Annotated in this window: 18 protein-coding genes; 5 read left to right on the forward strand and 13 right to left on the reverse strand. The window is 41.7% G+C overall.

Going from position 1 to position 18730, the window contains the following annotated elements; all coding sequences use genetic code 11:
- Positions 1 to 10: 10 nt before the first annotated feature.
- Together citZ and EBQ12_RS10765 are read right to left on the reverse strand one after the other, a co-directional pair.
- Positions 11 to 1129: a citrate synthase gene (gene citZ, locus EBQ12_RS10760; RefSeq protein WP_008346063.1), complete on the reverse strand. Its 1119-nt coding sequence runs from the start codon at positions 1127 to 1129 to the stop codon at positions 11 to 13.
- Positions 1130 to 1504: 375 nt separating this feature from the next.
- Positions 1505 to 1969: a DUF441 domain-containing protein gene (locus tag EBQ12_RS10765; protein WP_007501699.1), complete on the reverse strand. Its 465-nt coding sequence runs from the start codon at positions 1967 to 1969 to the stop codon at positions 1505 to 1507.
- 100 nt (positions 1970 to 2069) lie between these two features.
- Between EBQ12_RS10765 and ytvI the strand changes: the two genes are divergently transcribed.
- On the forward strand, positions 2070 to 3188 hold the full coding sequence (gene ytvI, locus EBQ12_RS10770) for a sporulation integral membrane protein YtvI (RefSeq protein ID WP_017358270.1): 1119 nt from the start codon (positions 2070 to 2072) through the stop codon (positions 3186 to 3188).
- A gap of 24 nt (positions 3189 to 3212) precedes the next feature.
- Here ytvI and EBQ12_RS10775 read toward each other — a convergent pair whose 3' ends face one another.
- The 7 genes from EBQ12_RS10775 to dnaE form a co-directional block, all read right to left on the reverse strand.
- On the reverse strand, positions 3213 to 3602 hold the full coding sequence (locus tag EBQ12_RS10775; protein ID WP_007501703.1) for an FxsA family protein: 390 nt from the start codon (positions 3600 to 3602) through the stop codon (positions 3213 to 3215).
- 100 nt (positions 3603 to 3702) lie between these two features.
- Complete coding sequence (pyk, locus tag EBQ12_RS10780; RefSeq protein ID WP_008346071.1) at positions 3703 to 5463, reverse strand: pyruvate kinase; 1761 nt, start codon at positions 5461 to 5463, stop codon at positions 3703 to 3705.
- Positions 5464 to 5490: 27 nt separating this feature from the next.
- A complete protein-coding gene (pfkA, locus tag EBQ12_RS10785) occupies positions 5491 to 6450 on the reverse strand; it encodes a 6-phosphofructokinase (protein WP_017358271.1) in 960 nt (319 codons plus the stop codon).
- A 339-nt stretch (positions 6451 to 6789) separates the two neighbouring features.
- Positions 6790 to 7767 carry an acetyl-CoA carboxylase carboxyl transferase subunit alpha gene (gene accA, locus EBQ12_RS10790; protein ID WP_017358272.1) on the reverse strand — a complete coding sequence of 326 codons (978 nt, stop codon included), beginning with the start codon at positions 7765 to 7767 and terminating at the stop codon, positions 6790 to 6792.
- Entirely contained in the window at positions 7752 to 8627 is an 876-nt protein-coding gene (gene accD, locus EBQ12_RS10795) for an acetyl-CoA carboxylase, carboxyltransferase subunit beta (protein WP_008346077.1), read from the reverse strand. Before accD ends, accA begins: the two co-directional genes overlap by 16 nt.
- Before the next feature lie 305 nt (positions 8628 to 8932).
- Positions 8933 to 10165, reverse strand: coding sequence for an NADP-dependent malic enzyme (gene ystJ, locus EBQ12_RS10800; protein ID WP_007501712.1), 1233 nt, complete (start codon positions 10163 to 10165; stop codon positions 8933 to 8935).
- A 141-nt stretch (positions 10166 to 10306) separates the two neighbouring features.
- On the reverse strand, positions 10307 to 13642 hold the full coding sequence (gene dnaE, locus EBQ12_RS10805) for a DNA polymerase III subunit alpha (RefSeq protein WP_041092542.1): 3336 nt from the start codon (positions 13640 to 13642) through the stop codon (positions 10307 to 10309).
- 137 nt (positions 13643 to 13779) lie between these two features.
- Here dnaE and ytrH point away from each other — a divergent pair, with 137 nt between their 5' ends.
- From ytrH to EBQ12_RS10820, 3 genes are all read left to right on the forward strand, one after another.
- Positions 13780 to 14121, forward strand: a complete 342-nt coding sequence (gene ytrH, locus EBQ12_RS10810; RefSeq protein ID WP_007501717.1) for a sporulation membrane protein YtrH — start codon at positions 13780 to 13782, stop codon at positions 14119 to 14121.
- A complete protein-coding gene (gene ytrI / locus EBQ12_RS10815) occupies positions 14118 to 14621 on the forward strand; it encodes a sporulation membrane protein YtrI (RefSeq protein WP_007501718.1) in 504 nt (167 codons plus the stop codon). The genes ytrH and ytrI overlap by 4 nt, the downstream gene beginning before the upstream one ends.
- A 109-nt stretch (positions 14622 to 14730) precedes the next feature.
- Entirely contained in the window at positions 14731 to 14916 is a 186-nt protein-coding gene (locus EBQ12_RS10820; RefSeq protein WP_008346082.1) for a YtzJ family protein, read from the forward strand.
- Positions 14917 to 14964: 48 nt separating this feature from the next.
- On the opposite strand, the gene EBQ12_RS10825 is transcribed toward EBQ12_RS10820, so the two are convergent.
- A complete protein-coding gene (locus EBQ12_RS10825) occupies positions 14965 to 15906 on the reverse strand; it encodes a DHH family phosphoesterase (RefSeq protein WP_041092544.1) in 942 nt (313 codons plus the stop codon).
- 147 nt (positions 15907 to 16053) lie between these two features.
- Here EBQ12_RS10825 and EBQ12_RS10830 point away from each other — a divergent pair, with 147 nt between their 5' ends.
- Complete coding sequence (locus EBQ12_RS10830) at positions 16054 to 16356, forward strand: YtpI family protein (protein WP_008343164.1); 303 nt, start codon at positions 16054 to 16056, stop codon at positions 16354 to 16356.
- Between the two features lie 55 nt (positions 16357 to 16411).
- Here the strand turns inward: EBQ12_RS10830 and EBQ12_RS19440 are convergent, their stop codons facing one another.
- From EBQ12_RS19440 to EBQ12_RS10845, 3 genes are all read right to left on the reverse strand, one after another.
- Positions 16412 to 16558, reverse strand: coding sequence for a hypothetical protein (locus EBQ12_RS19440; RefSeq protein WP_206428027.1), 147 nt, complete (start codon positions 16556 to 16558; stop codon positions 16412 to 16414).
- Positions 16559 to 17881 carry a CBS domain-containing protein gene (locus tag EBQ12_RS10840; RefSeq protein WP_017358275.1) on the reverse strand — a complete coding sequence of 441 codons (1323 nt, stop codon included), beginning with the start codon at positions 17879 to 17881 and terminating at the stop codon, positions 16559 to 16561. It lies immediately after the preceding gene.
- Between the two features lie 144 nt (positions 17882 to 18025).
- Entirely contained in the window at positions 18026 to 18709 is a 684-nt protein-coding gene (locus tag EBQ12_RS10845) for a metal-dependent hydrolase (protein WP_035391153.1), read from the reverse strand.
- Positions 18710 to 18730 lie beyond the last annotated feature (21 nt).

The following is an 18730-nucleotide window of genomic DNA, read 5'->3' on the forward strand; positions in this document are numbered from 1 at the left end:
TCTATAAACATTAGTCTCTTTCACTGATCGGAACAAACGTTTGAAGGTCTGGTCCAATATAGTCAGCTCTTGGACGGATCAGACGGTTGTTATCATATTGCTCTAAAATGTGAGCAATCCATCCAGAGAATCGGCTGATCACGAAAATTGGTGTAAACAAGTCATGATCAATCCCAAGACTGTGATAGACAGAAGCAGAATAAAAATCAACATTTGGTGGAAGATTTTTCTCTGATGTCACGATTTCCTCTGCGCGTACAGACATTTCATACCATTTTGGCTCGCCTGTGAGATTTGTTAAGCGCTGGCTCATTTCTTTTAAATGTTTTGCACGCGGGTCACCTTGGCGGTAAACGCGGTGGCCAAAGCCCATAATTTTCTCTTTCTTCTCTAGCTTACCATGAATATAGGAATCTACGTTTTCAACTTCGCCAATTTCTGACAACATCTTCATTACGCCTTCATTTGCGCCGCCATGAAGTGGTCCTTTCAATGCGCCGATAGCTGCTGTTACACCAGAGTAGATATCTGATAGTGTAGCAACACATACACGTGCTGTAAATGTCGATGCGTTTAATTCGTGATCCGCATGTAGAATGAGCGCTTTATCAATCGCTTCAATTTCTACTGGTGAAGGCTCTTCGCCGTTTAGCATATATAAGAAGTTTGCAGCATAGCTGTATTCTTCTTTTGGCTGTACAGGCTCAAGTCCCTTTCGAATGCGTGAAAATGCAGCGACAAGTCCAGAAATTTTCGCTTGTAAGCGAATGGCTTTTCTGTAATTCGCTTCTTTGTCCATAATCTCTGATTCGTCATCAAGCAAACCTAATAAGGATACCGCTGTACGAATCGCAGACATTGGATGAACCCCATCCAGCGAATAAGATTTAAAGTGCTCAATGATCTCTTGCGGAATATGAGCATTTTCATTGAGCTGCTGCTTTAACTCGCTTAGCTCCTGCTCATTCGGCAGCTTTAAGTGCCATAACAGGTAGACAATTTCTTCGAAAGTCGCTTTTTCAGTTAAATCATCGATATTGTACCCTACATAAGTAAGAGTATCATCAATAATTGAGCTTACGGATGAAGTTGTTGCCACGATACCTTCAAGACCTCTTGTTGCTGTCATGTTCAATCTCCCCTTTTTAAAAAGATTCCCCTTCGTTGCAAAATTCTCGCTTTTTGAAAGCGCTATCCAACCAAAATAGGCTGGCAGGTTTAGAAAAGAAAATGCTTACATTTACCTATACGGTTAGAGCGCTTTTAGCCTCATATCTCGTGTTTGATCAATGAGTTCAAAATTAAGCCTATTCCCATTATAAACAATAATCAGACATTTGTTAAATGTTTAACTATAATTTTTTTTGATATTTTTTTTTCCAGCCTTCCGGTTCGGGCATGGAATAAAGGGATTTTGCTTCTTTTAATATATTTAATTATGTTTTTTTGCAAAAGCTCACGTCAGAAAAAATATCAAAAGAAAGTGGCATGTGCCACTCTCTTTTTAACCGCTGAAAAATTTCACTGCTTGCATCGCTAAATAGGCAATTCCAGCACCAATCAGCGGGCCAACAGCCACACCTTTGAATAAACTGACTGCCAAAATCGTACCAAATACAAGGGCTGCTGTGATATGCGGATCGTTTTCGAGTAGCACAATACCGTTTTTTGCAATTAATGCTACCAATATACCCGCTCCAAGAGCTATCCAAGCATAGGAAGATTTCATCGCTTCTCCAAGCTGCTTAAATCCAATGTCACCTGTTGCAATCGGGACCAGCACAGCGATCGTGATGACCGTCACACCCCAATTGATACCTTTTGATTGCAGAACCGGGAATATTTTTTGATCCAGGCCAATCAGCTTAATGGCAATCAGCACAGAGACCGCTAAAATTAACGAATTGTTTTTTGCAATAAGTGCAATAACGAGTAAAAGAACCAAAAACAAATTTGCTTGAGTAAACATACGCCGCTCCTTTCTTTCTTTTTATTGCGACCTTTTCATATTACTAATCTTTTTGAATAAAATGAAGTATCGGACATGCTTGTTTTTTGGAGGGGATTGTGTGAATCACACTTATGTGGGCATTTTTTTGCGAAGTTTGATGATTTTCAGCATCGCCGTTTGTGCGGTTGTTTTTTTATATCAGTCTTTTCCGTTTTTATATCCATTTTGGATTGCATTTGCCGTGTCGTGTTTGATTCATCCAGCCGTATGCAAAATCGAAAACATGACCGGGATGCCAAGAGGTTTTGTTGTCATCATTGTGCTATTACTCTTTTTAGTGGTAGCAGCCGGATTCATGACACTTTTAGTAGCGGAAATCATTTCAGGAAGTGCTTATTTAGCAAAGGTACTTCCAGGTCATCTTGACCAAATGATTGGGATCGTGGAACGTTTTTTCACAGATCAGATTTTGCCTTTATATCATGATTTGACTGCTCAATTTAATACTCTTCAAGCAGGTCAAAAGGAATCGATTTTAGGACAAATCCAAGCACTTGGTGACGAAGCAGCGGCAAAAATCGGGACTTTCCTTTCAAAAACTCTTGAATTCATTCCAGCTTTTTTAGGTCTTTTGCCTGATGCAGCAGCGACGCTTTTATTTTCCGCACTAGCGACTTTTTTTATCACAAAAGATTGGTTTACGTTAAAAAAATATGGTTCTCGTATCTTTCCCGCCAAATGGATGCTTCATACACGTGCCATTTTATCTGAAATCAAAAAAGCCATTTCTGGCTTTATGAAAGCCCAGCTTCTCCTTGTTGCCATGACCATTGGGATCGTACTGATTGGACTTTTCATCTTAAAGGTCGAACATGCGATTGTGATCGCTCTATGTATTGGTCTAGTTGATTTACTTCCTTACATAGGGAGTGGCACGGTTTTTCTTCCGTGGATCATTTACTCCGCCATGACAGGAAATCTTTCACTCGCCATTGGACTGGGCATTTTGTATATTGTGGTGCTCATTCAAAGACAAATATCAGAGCCAAAAGTCTTAAGTAAATCAATCGGTCTTAATCCTTTAGCAACACTTGTGGCACTGTTTGTCGGGTTAAAATGCTTTGGTTTTCTTGGACTTGCACTCGGTCCCGCTTCTCTTGTCGTTTGGCAGGCGTTTCGTAATGCAGGGGTTTTCAGAGACCTTTATCAGTACATTCGGTATGGTGCGCAAAAGTAAAAGAGACCTGATGCGAAGGTCTCTTTAGCGTATAATCGTATAGCGTTTGCGATTGGACATGTTTCTAAGCCAGCGCTCAAAGAGCGGTTTGATCCGTTTTCTTGTCATGGGAATGAGCAACACAGCACCAATCAGATCAGAAAGGAATCCAGGTATGAGCAGCAGCAAACCACCGATCAGAATGCAGAAGCCATCGACAATGGTGGCCCCTGGCATTTTGCCATATTGTAAATCTCGCTGCACTTTCTGAAATGCTTCTATTCCTTGTTTTCTTGCAAAGTAAGCACCTAGTGCACTTGTCAGCACAATGACTAGCATCGTTGGTAAAATACCAATGATGTTACTTGAGATTAAAAATAAACTAATTTCCACTGCTGGGAACAGAATCAATAATAGTAGAAAATATTTTTTCAAGCCATATCACCTCATGGGGTCTCTTTCATCGAAAGCTGTTTACTTTTTTTAGTGTAACATAAAAAAAGAGAGGAGTCAGATAACTCCCCTCGTGTGTGATTTAAAGGACGCTTGCACGGCCTTTGTAGATCGCTCCGCGTGCTGGATCTACTGTAATCTCTTCGCCTTCTTTTAGAAGTGTTGTGGCACTGTCGAGACCAACAATGACTGGAATGCCAAGACTGAGCCCAACGACTGCTGCATGGCTTGTTAAACCGCCTTCTTCCGTGATAAGGGCAGACGCTTTTTCTAAAGCACCCATCATATCACGATCTGTGCAGTTTGCGACAAGAATCGCACCATCGTACATTTTTTCCTCTGCTTCTTTTCCGCTTTGTGCAATAACAACCGGTCCAAATGCAGATTTGCGGCCAATTCCTTGACCCTTCGCAATGATGTCACCGACAACATACACTTTCATTAAGTTGGTTGTACCTGTTTCACCAACTGGCACACCAGCTGTAATCACGATTAAATCACCATGTCTTACATAGCCTGTTTCAATTGACTTTTCTACTGCATTCTCAAGCATTTCATCAGTAGATGTCGTTTTTGAACCGCTCTTTGCAAATACACCGAATACGAGTGAAAGTTTTCTTGCCACTGATTCGTTTGCTGTGACTGCTACGATTGGTGCTTTTGGTCTATATTTTGAAATCATTCTCGCTGTATGACCGCTCTCAGTAGGTGTCACAATTGCCGCCACATCAAGCTTCATAGCTGTGTGCGCAACAGATTGACCGATCGCATCTGTAATGCTGACTTCTACTTCTTCGCTTCTGCGAGAAAGGATCGCTTTATAGTTAAGTGCTTCCTCTGAACGTGAGGCAATGTTGTGCATCGTTTGCACAGCTTCAACTGGATATGTTCCTGCTGCTGTTTCACCAGATAGCATGATCGCATCTGTACCGTCAAAAATAGCATTTGCCACGTCACTTGCTTCCGCACGAGTTGGACGCGGGTTACGCTGCATGCTATCCAGCATTTGAGTTGCTGTGATGACAGGCTTGCCTAAACGGTTGCATTTTTTGATTAGCATTTTTTGAACAAGTGGTACTTCTTCTGCCGGAATCTCTACACCAAGATCTCCACGCGCGACCATCAGTCCATCTGATACCTCAAGGATTTCATCGATGTTATCAACGCCCTCTTGGTTTTCAATCTTCGGAATGATTTGAATGTCAGCTGCGTTGTTCTTTTCAAGTAGCTCACGAATTTCAAGAACATCAGAAGCTCGTCTTACAAAAGAAGCTGCGATGAAATCGACACCTTGTTCAATTCCAAACAGAATATCATTGGCATCCTTTTCTGTAATACCCGGCAAGTTCACACTCACACCTGGTACGTTGACACCTTTTTTGTTTTTCAGTGTACCTGTATTCATCACTTTTGTGACGATTTCTTTTCGGTCCTTATTTAATTCTTTTACTTCTAGACCAATCAGACCATCATCTAATAAAATGGTTGAGCCCACTTCTACATCATGAATTAAATCTTCGTACGTCACACTGATTTTTTCAGTGTTTCCCACAATGTCTTCCATACTCACGATAAGATCAGCACCAGCAACTAACTCAATTGAGCCGTTTTCAACTGTACGTGTACGGATCTCTGGACCTTTTGTATCAAGAAGGATCGCAATGTCCTTGCCTAAAGTTTTACCTGCTTTGCGAATGTTTTCAATACGTGCACCATGCTCTTCAAAATCTCCATGAGAGAAGTTTAGTCTGGCTACATTCATTCCTGCTTCAATCAATTCAGTCAGCTTTTCAATGCTTTCACTTGCTGGACCGATTGTACAAACGATTTTTGTCTTTCTCATTACTGTTCCTCCTAAGGTCTTCTCGTTTTATATAGAGAGCTCTTGTGAAAGTCGGTACATATTTTGATCGACTGTATGCTTTTTATCTAAGATGTCTAAAATATCGTGATGAACGAGTTCGTTGCTTTGAATGCCTACACAGCGTCCGCCTCTTCCTTCAAGAAGAAGTTCTACTGCATACGCTCCTAAGCGACTTGCGAGCACTCGGTCAAACGCACTTGGAGAACCTCCACGCTGAATATGTCCTAAGACAGATACACGTGTTTCAAGGCTTGTCTCCTCTTCAATTCTCTTACCAAATTCAACACCGCTGCCTACGCCTTCTGCGACGATGATGATACTGTGCTTCTTGCCGCGCTCATGTCCTCTTCTCAATCTGGCAATAATTTCGTCCATGTCATAGTCTGCTTCAGGAATCAAAATCGATTCAGCTCCGCCTGCAAGACCTGACCAAAGGGCAATATCCCCTGCATGTCTTCCCATTACTTCCACTACGTATGTACGTTCATGAGATGTGGCTGTATCACGAATTTTATCAATGGCATCAATGACTGTATTTAGTGCTGTATCAAAGCCAATAGTGAAATCAGTACCAGGAATGTCATTGTCAATCGTGCCAGGGACACCTACACATGGAAAACCGAGCTCTGTTAATTTCTTCGCTCCCATGAATGAGCCATCTCCACCGATGACAACAAGTCCTTCAATACCGAATTTTTTTAAGTTCTCAATCCCTTTTTCACGACCTTCAACTGTCTTGAATTCAGGACATCTTGCCGTGTAAAGTTTTGTTCCCCCGCGATGAATGATATCGCCTACTGAACCTATTTCGAGTTTCTCAATTTTACCGTTAATTAGACCTGAATATCCATTATAAATACCGTAAACTTCTACATTATGGTAAATTGCTTTCCTTACAACTGCGCGCACAGCTGCATTCATTCCTGGGGAATCCCCACCGCTCGTTAAAACTCCTATACGCTTCATCTTTTTCACCTCAGAGACCATATATGAATTAAACATACCATTTCCACTGCTTGAAAACAATCATGAGCAAAACCGGATGTTTTCAATACGAATTTCTAAAACCGTACTTATTATACAATTAAATAAAATGTTTTTAAACAAAAGTTAAGAAAGTCATGAAAGCACTTTGTTCAAAAAACAGTTGATTCAAGTGCTCTAAACCTTGTCAAATCAACGTTTTCAGACGTTTCAAATTTTATGAAAACAAAAGAAAATTATTTTCAAATAGCGCTTACATCAGATCGTTTTGATGAAAAAAGACGAAAAAAATAAACGCCAGCCAAAAGGCTGTACGTTTATTTAGTTTACCCCAATATATTGATTTTCAATCGATACTTTACCGATTGCTTTGTATTTTTGATATCTTTGTTCGACTAATTCTTCAGGCGATTGTTTGAGCAAAGATGTAAGTGACTGTTTTAATGTTTTTTCAATGTAGGCTGCTTGTTGTTTCACGTCTCGGTGTGCTCCACCTTGCACTTCTTTAATAACATCATCTATAATATCTAATTCTTTTAGGTCTGGAGCGGTAATTTTCATTGATTCTGCAGCTTTTTTCGCAAGTGATGAGTCCTTCCAGAGCAGTGCTGCTGCACCTTCAGGTGAAATCACTGAATATGTTGAGTTCTCTAGCATAAATAGGTGGTTTCCTACGCCTAAGCCTAGTGCTCCGCCACTTCCGCCTTCTCCAATGACAATACAGACAACCGGTACACGAAGTCCTGCCATTTCGAAAAGGTTTTTCGCAATTGCTTCACTTTGCCCGCGTTCTTCAGCTGCTTTACCAGGATAAGCTCCTTTTGTATCAATAAAGCAAATGATTGGACGATTAAATTTATCTGCTTGTTTCATCAAGCGCAATGCTTTACGGTAACCTTCTGGATGCGGCATCCCGAAATTACGGCGCAAGTTTTCTTTTGTGTCTTTTCCGCGCTGATGACCAATGACTGTGACAGGAAGTCCTTTAAACGTGGCAATTCCTCCAACGATGGCTTCATCGTCGCCATAAAAACGATCACCGTGACATTCGAAAAAGTGATCAAACAGCTCTTGAATGTAATCGAGAGTTGTTGGGCGCATCGCATGACGAGCAATTTGCACTCTGTCCCACGGCTTTAAATTTGTATAAATGTCTGTTTCAAGCTTACTCAGACGCGTTTCAAGGCGCTCAATTTCCGCACTTAAATCCATCTCTGAGTTTTGTGTGAACTTTTTCAATTCATCAATTTTCGCTCGAAGTTCAATGACAGGTTTTTCAAATTCTAGTTCTCCAGCCACTCTCGTTCACCTCCTGTGCTGTGTAATGCTAAGATTTGGCCTAATGTTTCTTTCATTTCTGCACGGTGAATCACAGCATCTAGCTGACCATGCTTCATTAAAAATTCAGCCGTTTGGAAGTCCTCTGGTAGGTCTTCACGAATGGTTTGTTCAATGATTCTGCGACCAGCAAAACCAATTAATGCACCAGGCTCAGCAAAGTTGTAATCACCGAGAGACGCAAAACTAGCTGATACACCGCCAGTTGTCGGATTGGTCATCACAGAGATAATCAGACCTTGATCCTCGCTGAACAGCTTTAATGCTGAACTTGTTTTTGCCATCTGCATCAGACTAAGAATCCCCTCTTGCATTCTTGCTCCTCCAGATGCAGTGAAGATGATGAATGGCACCTTGTCCGCTTTTGCTTTCTCAATAGCTAATGTAATCTTTTCACCAACGACTGAGCCCATGCTGCCCATACGGAACGTGGCATCCATGACAGCAATGACAGCACTTTGACCTTTAATTTCACCTTTTCCTGTTACGATGGCTTCATTCAAAGATGTTTTTTCTCTGTCTTTCTGAAGCTTTTCTTCGTAGCCCGGGAAACCGAGCGGGTTCTCAGAAATGAGGTGACCGTTAAATTCTTCAAATGTGCCTTCGTCTACAAGGCTTTCAATACGTTGTTTTGCATTCATTTGCAAATGTCTGCCGCAATTCATGCAAACACGTAAATTTTTATCTAGTTCTTTGGTGAGCATTATTTTTTTACATTGCGGACATTTGGTCATGATGCCTTCAGGCACATCTTGACTTGCCTGTTCAGAGGGTACAGATGCATATTTTTTCTTTTTACTGAAAATATTCTTGATTGACAAATGACTACCTCCCTTTTTGAAGGGTTTTTTCTTTACACGCACATCCACTATTATAGGACATGTCATAACTGTACCGAAACTATTGTACTTTTTTTGTCAAACGCTGTCATCCTTCATTCAATTTTTTCAGTGGGGAATTGATGAGAAATGAGTATAGGTTTGGGGCGCTGAGTAGTTGGTATATGTGAATTGTGAACGTCTACAAAAAAATCTCATTTAGGATGAAAAAAATTTCGTGTAAGAGAGGAAATGGTGCACGTTTTTCCTCCAAATTCAGAAAGAACGTGCACACTTTTCCAATTCGATTACTCGCCGATAATCGTTAATTTTCTTGTTTTTTCTGCAACAGCTTCTGGGTCTACTTTGATTCTTGAAACGCCCGTTTCCATTGCTGCTTTTGCCACTGCTTTGGCTACCGCTGGCGCTACTCGTGCATCAAATGGCGCAGGGATAACGTATTCCGCTGACAATTCTTCATCTGATACAAGGGAAGCAATCGCTTCAACAGCTGCAATTTTCATTTCTTCGTTAATGTGTGTCGCACGTACATCAAGCGCTCCACGGAAAATACCAGGGAATGCAAGGACGTTGTTCACTTGGTTCGGGAAGTCAGAACGACCAGTTCCTACAACACTTGCACCTGCTGCATGTGCATCTTCTGGCATGATCTCTGGGTTTGGATTCGCCATTGCGAAGATGACAGGATCTTTTGCCATTTTCCCAACCATTTCTTTAGTTAAAGCACCTGCTACTGAAACGCCGATAAAGACATCTGCGCCTTCAATCACTTCTTCTAAAGAACCTTCTTTACGATCTTGGTTCGTGAATTTAGCTACTTCATTTTTCACTGCATTCATACCATTCGGACGGCCTTCATAAATAGCGCCTTTTGTATCACACATGATGATATCACGTACACCGAAATGATAAAGAAGTTTGATAATCGCAATTCCTGCTGCTCCAGCGCCGTTTGCAACCACTTTAATCGAAGACATTGATTTTCCAGACAGCTTCAGTGCATTCACAAGTCCTGCCACTGTTACAATCGCAGTCCCGTGCTGATCATCGTGGAAAACAGGAATGTTTGTCTCTTTTTTCAAACGCTCTTCAATGATAAAGCAGTTTGGTGCTGCAATATCTTCAAGGTTCACGCCGCCAAACGTCGGCTCAAGAAGCTTCACTGTTTCAACGATTTTGTCTACATCGTTTGTTGCAAGCGCGATTGGGAATGCATCAACACCTGCAAAGCTTTTGAATAAGACAGCTTTTCCTTCCATTACTGGAAGAGATGCTTCTGCCCCAATGTTTCCAAGCCCTAATACAGCACTTCCGTCTGTGACAACAGCGACCATATTGCCTTTCATTGTATAATCATACACTTTGCTTGTGTCGTCATAAATATCTTTACATGGCTCTGCCACACCTGGTGAGTAAGCCAAGCTCAAGTCTTTCGCATTTTTCACTTGTACCTTTGATTTTGATTCGAGTTTGCCTTGATTCTCTTTGTGCATATGTAATGCTTCTTCTCTTAATGACATGTGATGAACACTCCTTCAAGTGGAAAATGATTTAATGAATTGCTAAGTTGATAAGCACATACTTGGCAGTTTAAATACACAGAATCTTTAAAATGATAACACAATAGGTGAAATTGTAAAACATATTCAGACGATTTGTCATCATTTAATCACAACGTTTTGTTCACCTAGCAGCTCTTTTAACTGGAAAATGACCGCATGATCTGCATGAACTTTGTATGCATCTGGAAGTCTCATCGTCTTTTTTTGCTTTTCATAATACAAATAGACATCTGCTTCTCCCCTGTGCATGGAGATTACTCGCTTCACTTGTTCTAGCAGCTCCTGCGTATGGTTCTCTTCTTTGACTCGAATGTAGACAGATTCTTTTCTTTTAGAGCCCATCTCTTCCAGTAGAACAGCTTCTTGCACGATGATTTGACTGCTCTCATTTCTGACATCTATTCTGCCTTCAACATAAAGCATTGCGCCCTCCTCAAGTAAGGGGGACAGCTTTCTAAATTGCTCTGGAAAGACGACACCTTCCATTTCTCCCGTTTCATCCCCGAATGTGACAAATGCCATCGATTGTCCATTTTTTGTCCGAATCGATTTCACCTTTGTCAAAAGACCACCCATTGAGATCTTTCGCTTTATATAGGAAGAAAGTCTGATGATTTCCACTGCACCATTCTCTCTCAAACGATCTCGATACGCTTGTACAGGGTGATTTGATAAATATAACCCGAGTGCTTCTTTTTCAAATTGCAGGAGATCAACAAGCGGCAGTTCGTCTATCTCCGCATATTTTGGCTTAATGGAGAACGTTGTATCCCCAAGAAAGTCCAGCTGATCCTCAGGTGTTAAAAATGACACATGGTCTAACGCAATATCTATCGATGCTAATAACGAAGCACGATTTGGATGAAGCTCATCCATTGCCCCTGAGAAAATGAGGGCTTCAATCGTTTTTCGGTTGACACTCTTTGTTGATACCCTTGCGCAAAAATCAAATAAATCTTCAAATGGCTTTTCCTGTCTTGCTCTGTATATATCCTTTACAGCTGACACTCCGACATTTTTGATCGCTCTTAAGCTGTAGCGGATCTCCCCTTTTTCAACCGTGAATGGAAATTCGCTCTTATTAATAGAAGGCTTCAACACCGATATCCCTTTTTCCTTTGCCTCATAGAAATATTGAGCCACTTTGTCTTCATTTCCAATCACACTCGTTAAAAGACCGCACATAAAATATAACGGATAATGCGCTTTTAAATAAGCAAGCTGAAAGCCGATCATGCTATATGCAACAGCATGGCTTCTATTAAAACCATAGTTTGCAAATTTGACGATTAGGTCATAAACGTCATTTGCAATGTTAACAGGATACTCCTTTTTTAGGCATCCTTCAACAAAATGGCTTCGCTCTTCATCAAGCACCTTTTTATCTTTCTTCGAAACGGCTCTTCTTAGTAAATCAGCCTCGCCCAGCTTAAAGCCTGCCATCTTTGCTGCAATCAGCATGATTTGCTCCTGATAGACGATGACCCCATATGTATCCTTTAAGATGTCATACAAATCTGGATGCGGATAGGAGACTTTCACTCTGCCATGCTTTCGGTCGATAAAGAGCGGGATATTCTCCATCGGACCCGGGCGGTATAAGGCATTGACTGCCACGATATCTTCTAGACTAGAAGGTTTCAGTCGTCTCAGCACCTGACGCATACCTTGTGATTCGAGCTGGAAAATCCCCGTTGTATCTCCCGCTGATAACAAATCAAACGTTTTCTGATCTTCATATGAAATGTCACTAAAGTTAATGTGGACGTTTTCCTGTCTTTCAATCTGGTTTTTAATGGATTCAATTAATGTTAAGTTTCTCAAACCTAAAAAATCCATTTTTAAAAGACCGAGATCTTCTAAATAATTCATCGCATATTGCGTCAAATACACTCCATCATGGCCTTCTTGAATAGGCACGACTTGTGTGAGCGGCTCCTCACTTAGAACAACGCCGGCTGCATGTGTTGACGTATGTCTTGGTAATCCTTCTACCTTTAAAGCGGTTTGAAACACTCTTTGCAGCTCTTCAGATTGCTGGAGCAGTGTTTTTAATTCTGAGGAGACTGTCACCGCTTCTTTCAGTGTCGTCCCTGGCTTTGATGGGATGAGCTTTGCAAGGCGGTCTGCTGCTTTTGAATCAATTCCCATCACACGTCCGACATCTCTTAAAGCTGCCTTTGCGGCAAGTGTTCCAAACGTGACAATTTGCGCCACATGCATATCCCCATATTTGTCTTTTACATATGAAATGATTTCATCTCTTCTCGTGTCAGGGAAATCGATATCTATATCCGGCATGCTGATTCGTTCAGGATTTAAAAAACGCTCAAATAAAAGCCCGTGACGAATCGGATCGACATCTGTAATAAACAGAACATACGCAACTAAAGAGCCTGCTGCTGATCCCCGGCCAGGACCTGTGACAATGCCATGATCATGAGCATACTTCATAAAATCCCACACAATGAGGAAATAATCACTGAAATTCATTTTTTGAATGATGCTCAGCTCATACTCAAGCCTTTTGATATATGTGTCATTTGAAGCAATCTGTCTTCGTTTCATGCCTTCTTGGCACACTCTTCGTAAAAACTGATCAGCTGTTGATTGATCAGGCGTCGGATAAGTTGGCAGTTTCGTCTGACCAAGATTTAAATCGACCTCACAGCGGTTTGCAATCTCAACCGTTCTTGCCAGCAATTCTGGATCATCACCAAACCACTTCATCATTTCTTCGGTCGATCTGAAATGCTTGTCTCCTTGGTCTTCCTCTATTTCTGATAACTGCTGGCCTGCTTTAATGGCCTTTAAACATGTATATGCGGTTTTGTCCTCTTGATGGATATAGTGGACGTCACCTGTTGCCACAAGCGGGATGTTCGCCCTTTTTGAGAGTTCCCTGAGCTTATGAGACAGCTCTTCGTCCTGCTGAAACGGCTGAACGGCTAAATACACATGTTCCTCACCAAAAAGATCTTTTAAATGGCTGGCCGCATCCCTTGCTTCATCTAGCTGATCATGTTGTAGCAGCGTTTCAATATAGCCGGATACGCCTGGTGTGATGGCAATAAGGCCATGATGATAGGCTTTCAGCCATTTCTCTTTCAGGCCGGTTTTTGACTTTGATTTCAAGACACTGCTAATTTTGATCAAGTTTTGATAGCCTTCATTGTTTTTGGCAAGGAGGATCAAAGGATAAGCCTCTGTCTCTTGTTCATCTATGAAGACAGAAGCTGTTAAACCGATAATCGGCTTGATGCCATGTGTTTTACATTCCTTATAAAACTCAACCGTTCCATACATCACATGGTCATCGGTAAGAGCGAGCGCTTGATAGCCAAGTTCTTTCGCCTTTAATACGAGCTCCTTGACCTTCGCTGCACTGCTCAACAAGCTGTATCCACTGTGGACCTGAAGATGAACATAGGACATGCTTAATCCACTCCTTTCGTCTAAATTCATTCTTTCATTATAAAACGCGATGCGGTGAGAAACAAATGTTCTTTCTTTTCCGCTCGTTCATACTTGTCCAGCACACACCATATATTGAATAGAGTGAGGTGGGAAAAATGGATGTGAAGGAAGCCTTTATTCCAAACTTTATTAGCTGTTATTTTATCGCACTAGGGGTTATTTTGGGCGGTGCCATTATCGGCGGGGTAGGTGCATATTTATCTGGTCAGCCACCGCTATCAATTATTTCAAGTCTTGCCAACCGCTTAAAAATTTGGGCACTTGTTGCGGCTATCGGTGGAACTTTTGATGCGGTCTATAGTTTTGAAAGAGGGATTTTTGAAGGGAACACACGTGATATTTTCAAGCAGATCTTGCTCATTATCTCTGCTATGGGCGGTGCGCAAACGGGGTATCTCCTGATTACGTGGCTCACTCAGGAGCATGTGTCATCATGAGGGTGCCTGAGCTGTATAAACGTCCAGGCTGGCAGCGTTTTTTTGCTGGGATGATGTTCGGCGCAATTATCAGCTGGCTGATTTTTCTCTTTACGTATGGCACCTTTCAAGAGAAGCAAGTGACACTGCTCAGAAGCCAGCAGCACCATATGGACAGTCTGAAAGAACAAATCACACTCTATCGGGAAGATTTGCATAAATTAAATGAAGACAATAAGCAGCGTCTGCTTATTCAGAGCGTAGACGTTCACCTCGTCAACCGTGAGCAGTACAAAATCCCGGAGCCAGATACCTTGAAATTTGAAGATCAGGTGAAAGAGGATATCTCAGAGGTGATCACAAAGGATATTGAAAGTGTCTATAAAACAAAAGAGCTCTTAAAACGGACCGTGGAAAATAAAGAATATACGATTAGAGAAAAGGCATACCGCGCCAAAGTCACAGAGCTGACCATTTATACAAAGCTTTCGCTTGAAGTGCGTATTTCCTTCGCTGAATAATAGATGATGTGGAATTTTTATGAATTTCTGCACTCAATGATCGCTTTTCACTTGTTATTTTTATACACTAAAAGAAGAACCAGATGATCATAAGAAAGAGGTGAGAACAATGGAGGTTTACAGCTATCGTCAAATGGCACGAGACAAAGCAAGCCGGATTAAAGACGGCATGTGTGCTTATGCTGAGACAGAAATGATGGCCCATTTAATTAAAAAAGAATTAAAGCATCAAAATCTCCAAGCCTATGAAGATTCAACTGACATCGGCTGCTGGTTTATCCCTGTATCCAAGTAACCCTTTTCTCAAAGCTCAAAAAAGAGAGGGGGACTTGAAGCCCCTCTCTCACGATGATGATTTACATACTTCTTCTAAATCACGCAAAATCTCATCTGCAACTGCCCAATCATATATGGACGCACCGGCTGCAAGCGGGTGACCTCCGCCATGATATTTTTTAGCAATGGTGTTAATGACGACGGCTTTTGAGCGGAATCTCACACGAATCTGATCGTTCTCTTCCACAAAAAAGACCCATGCCTTAATCCCTGCAATATTTCCAAGTGTCCCAACAAGCTGTGAGGCTTGCTGCGCTGTTGTTTGGAACGACTCCAAAATGTCACGTTTAATAAAAACAGAAGCTACGCCATTCTCTGATAAGGAGATATGTTGAAAAATATAGCCATTTAATTTCACGACATTCAAATCTGTCTCATACAATTGATTGAAAAGGTCTGATGATGAAAACGGATATTCGATGAGTTCACCCGCATATTTGAGTGTCTTTTTCGTTGTGTTTGGGAAAAGGAAACGGCCTGTGTCTCCTACAATGCCGGCATAAATGAGTTCTGCCGCCTTTGTATTCAGCTGATATCCTTCTTCTTTCCCCTCTAAATACAGCTCATAAATCATTTCACTAACAGAGCTTGCTTCTGTATCAACCCAAAGCAAATCACCATACGGATCTTCATTCGGATGATGATCAATTTTCATCAGCTTATCGCCCATTGAATAGCGCTGATCATCAATTCTAGCTTGATTCGCAGTGTCACAGACAATGACAAGGGCACCTTTGTACACTTCATCCGGCACATCATCTAATTCATATAAAAATGAAAGGGATGGCTCAGGGGTTCCTGTCGCATAAATATTTTTTTCTGGATAGGTGGCACGCAAGATTTCCGTAAGGCCGCACTGTGATCCATATGCGTCTGGATCAGGTCTTACATGTCTATGAATGATGATGGTGTCATATAATGATATGGTTCTAATCAGTTCTTTTTTCATAAATACTCCTTCTTATGCGATACTCTTTTTATTATTAAATCATAATCTACCCAGACAGAAAAGTGAGGAATAGACAATTTATTCTAGTAAGCAAGCCTATTTACGTTTAAAATAGGGTTGTAACCACTTACAATGGAGGCTTGGCACATGCTTGTTTTGATTGTGTTTATTATTTGTTCTGCCATGTTTTATTTATACTACAAAGCAAAGAATGTCCGTACGAACCGGCCGGTCGAAAAGAAATTCTGGTCTGCTAAATCAAGTATGGCACTTGGCTGCTTTGTCCTGCTCTTCGGTGTGAATCAATTATTTTTAAACCGCTCGTCACTCGCATTTGTCATTGGGTTTGTTTTTGTTGCAGTTGGTATCGGCAGTACATGGGCCGGATATAAAGCCTATAAGCACTATCTTCCGCTCTTTTTAAAGGAAGGCGAAAAAGACCACGCATAATAGAGAAAGGGCTAAAATGAACTTGATTCTAGCCCTTTCTCTTCTTTTCAGCGTGTTAGAAAATCTTTGCAGCCCTAGGAAGGACGAGTACTGGCGCAGAACGAATGTCACATTCGTGAGCACCAGCACGCAGGACAGCGGGCGAATGCGAGGGTTTGTCTACACGCTGAAAGGGCGCATTCATGCCGCCCTTTTTTGCCATTTATCCTCTCTCCATCAGCTGCACCATCAACATCGCTTTGCCTACAATATTTGACTGATGGTAAACTTCCACTTCCAGCTTTCCAAACTTGCGCCCAACTTCTAAAATATTCGGTTTGATCTGTATCGTGGATTCCATTTGAACCGGTTTTAAGAAATAGACAGAAAGACTTTCTACAATTAGCTCGCCTTTTTTATGAGACTTTAAGAAGCGGTTGGCTGATTCGATTAAAATTTGTGTAAACACACCGTACGAAATATTACCGAGTTGATTTGTCATTTGTGGTGAAACTTCATATTGGTACACCGCATCTGTTTTTGGTTTTTCTGTCTCAGTCTCCTTAAACCCTCGTGACACGACATCATCCAACTTTTCACCGACCTGCGGCTGCTTTTGAATCATTTGCAGCGCCTTCAGCACGTCCTGACGGCTAATCATCCCAATCAGCTTCGCATGATCATTTACAACTGGCAGTACCTCAATACCTTCCCACACCATCATTTGTGCAGCTGAAGCGACAGATGTTTTGCCAATAACGGTCAGCGGATTTTTTGTCATCACCTTTTCAATCGGTGTAGAACGGTCATGGCCTGCAATATCTTTTGAGGTCAAAATGCCGTGAATTTTCATTTGATCGTCTGCTACCGGGAATCGGCCGTGCCCAGTTTCATAATTCTTTTCATACCATTTCTCAAGTTTGTCTTCTGGCGATAAATAGACGGTCCGTTCTATCGGCGTTAAAATATCCTCCACAAGCACAATTTCTTTTTTAATCAACTGGTCATAAATGGCCCGGTTAATGAGAGCCGCTACGGTAAATGTATCGTAGCTTGTTGATAAAATGGGCAGCTCAAGCTCATCTGCGAGCTGAATAATTTCATCATCTGTTGAGAATCCGCCCGTGACCAGCACAGCCGCTCCCGCCTCTAATGCTTGCCGGTGAGCATTGATTCGGTTTCCGACGATCAACAGGTTGCCTGCTGCTGTGTATCGCATCATCGCATCCAGTTCCATTGCACCGATGACAAATTTATTTAACGTTTTATGTAAGCCGGCTCGTCCGCCAAGCACCTGGCCATCAATGACATTGACCACTTCCGCATATGTCAGCTTTTCAATATTTTCTTTTTTCTTCTGTTCAATTCGAATGGTACCGACTCGTTCAATGGTGCTCACGAACCCTTTATTTTCAGCATCCTTAATAGCCCGGTAAGCCGTGCCCTCACTGACTTTCATTTCTTTCGCTATACGCCGGACAGAAATTTTCTCTCCGACATCCAATGAATCAATATACGATAAAATTTGCTCATGCTTTGTCGCCAATCCCGTTCACCCTTTTTGTTTTCAGCGTTTTCATCTATATTTCATTATAAAGGCAGGAGGCTTTTAATAGCAATTTGTCTTTTACACGAGCACGATACAGGCAAATAAAAAAGCCGGTAGGGTGCCGGCTTTTCTTCCTATTGATTAAATATCGATGGATTCTCCGCTGTTTAATACGTGACCCACGCCGCCATGCAAGCTGTCTGCAAAGGCATGAGGATCTTGCTCAATCGGCGGGAATGTACTGTAATGAATCGGTACGACTTGTTTCGCACGAAGCCACTCTGCTGCGATTCTCGCATCGTCTGGTCCCATTGTGAAGTTATCACCTATTGGCAGGAAGGCAAGCTCAATATGATTCAGTTCCCCAATGAGTTTCATATCCGAGAAGAGAGCCGTGTCTCCAGCATGATAAATTGTTTTGCCTTCAGCAGTAAATAAAATACCGGATGGCATCCCTGTATACGTAATCGTTTTGGATTCTTCATCAATGACCGCTGAACCATGGAACGCTTGCGTCAGCTTGACTTTACCAAATTCAAATTCACGGCCGCCGCCAATAGAAAGCGGGTGCGTTTTCACCCCTTGCCAGCCTAAATAAGTGGCAAGTTCGAATGGCGCAATCACGAGTGCGTCATTGTTTTTAGCGATTTCAATCGTGTCTCCGACGTGATCTCCATGCCCGTGCGTGAGCAAAATCACATCTGCTTTGACATCTTGCGGTTTGATATCCGTGTGCTTATTTCCATTTAAAAATGGATCAATCCAAATATGGTATCCGTTTGTTTCAATGTGTACGACTGAATGTCCATGATATGTAGCTTTCATGTAAATATATCCACCTTTCGA

The organism is Bacillus sp. 2B09 (assembly GCF_003946835.1).
GTDB lineage: Bacteria > Bacillota > Bacilli > Bacillales > Bacillaceae > Bacillus > Bacillus altitudinis.

Coding starts and splice junctions, on each gene's coding strand:
- citZ (WP_008346063.1), bottom strand. CDS start 1,129: ATGACAGCAACAAGAGGTCTTGAAGGTATCGTGGCAACAACTTCATCC.
- EBQ12_RS10765 (WP_007501699.1), bottom strand. CDS start 1,969: ATGTTTACTCAAGCAAATTTGTTTTTGGTTCTTTTACTCGTTATTGCA.
- pyk (WP_008346071.1), bottom strand. CDS start 5,463: ATGAGAAAGACAAAAATCGTTTGTACAATCGGTCCAGCAAGTGAAAGC.
- pfkA (WP_017358271.1), bottom strand. CDS start 6,450: ATGAAGCGTATAGGAGTTTTAACGAGCGGTGGGGATTCCCCAGGAATG.
- ystJ (WP_007501712.1), bottom strand. CDS start 10,165: ATGTCATTAAGAGAAGAAGCATTACATATGCACAAAGAGAATCAAGGC.
- dnaE (WP_041092542.1), bottom strand. CDS start 13,642: ATGTCCTATGTTCATCTTCAGGTCCACAGTGGATACAGCTTGTTGAGC.
- ytrH (WP_007501717.1), top strand. CDS start 13,780: ATGGATGTGAAGGAAGCCTTTATTCCAAACTTTATTAGCTGTTATTTT.
- ytrI (WP_007501718.1), top strand. CDS start 14,118: ATGAGGGTGCCTGAGCTGTATAAACGTCCAGGCTGGCAGCGTTTTTTT.
- EBQ12_RS10820 (WP_008346082.1), top strand. CDS start 14,731: ATGGAGGTTTACAGCTATCGTCAAATGGCACGAGACAAAGCAAGCCGG.
- EBQ12_RS10825 (WP_041092544.1), bottom strand. CDS start 15,906: ATGAAAAAAGAACTGATTAGAACCATATCATTATATGACACCATCATC.
- EBQ12_RS10830 (WP_008343164.1), top strand. CDS start 16,054: ATGCTTGTTTTGATTGTGTTTATTATTTGTTCTGCCATGTTTTATTTA.
- EBQ12_RS19440 (WP_206428027.1), bottom strand. CDS start 16,558: ATGGCAAAAAAGGGCGGCATGAATGCGCCCTTTCAGCGTGTAGACAAA.
- EBQ12_RS10845 (WP_035391153.1), bottom strand. CDS start 18,709: ATGAAAGCTACATATCATGGACATTCAGTCGTACACATTGAAACAAAC.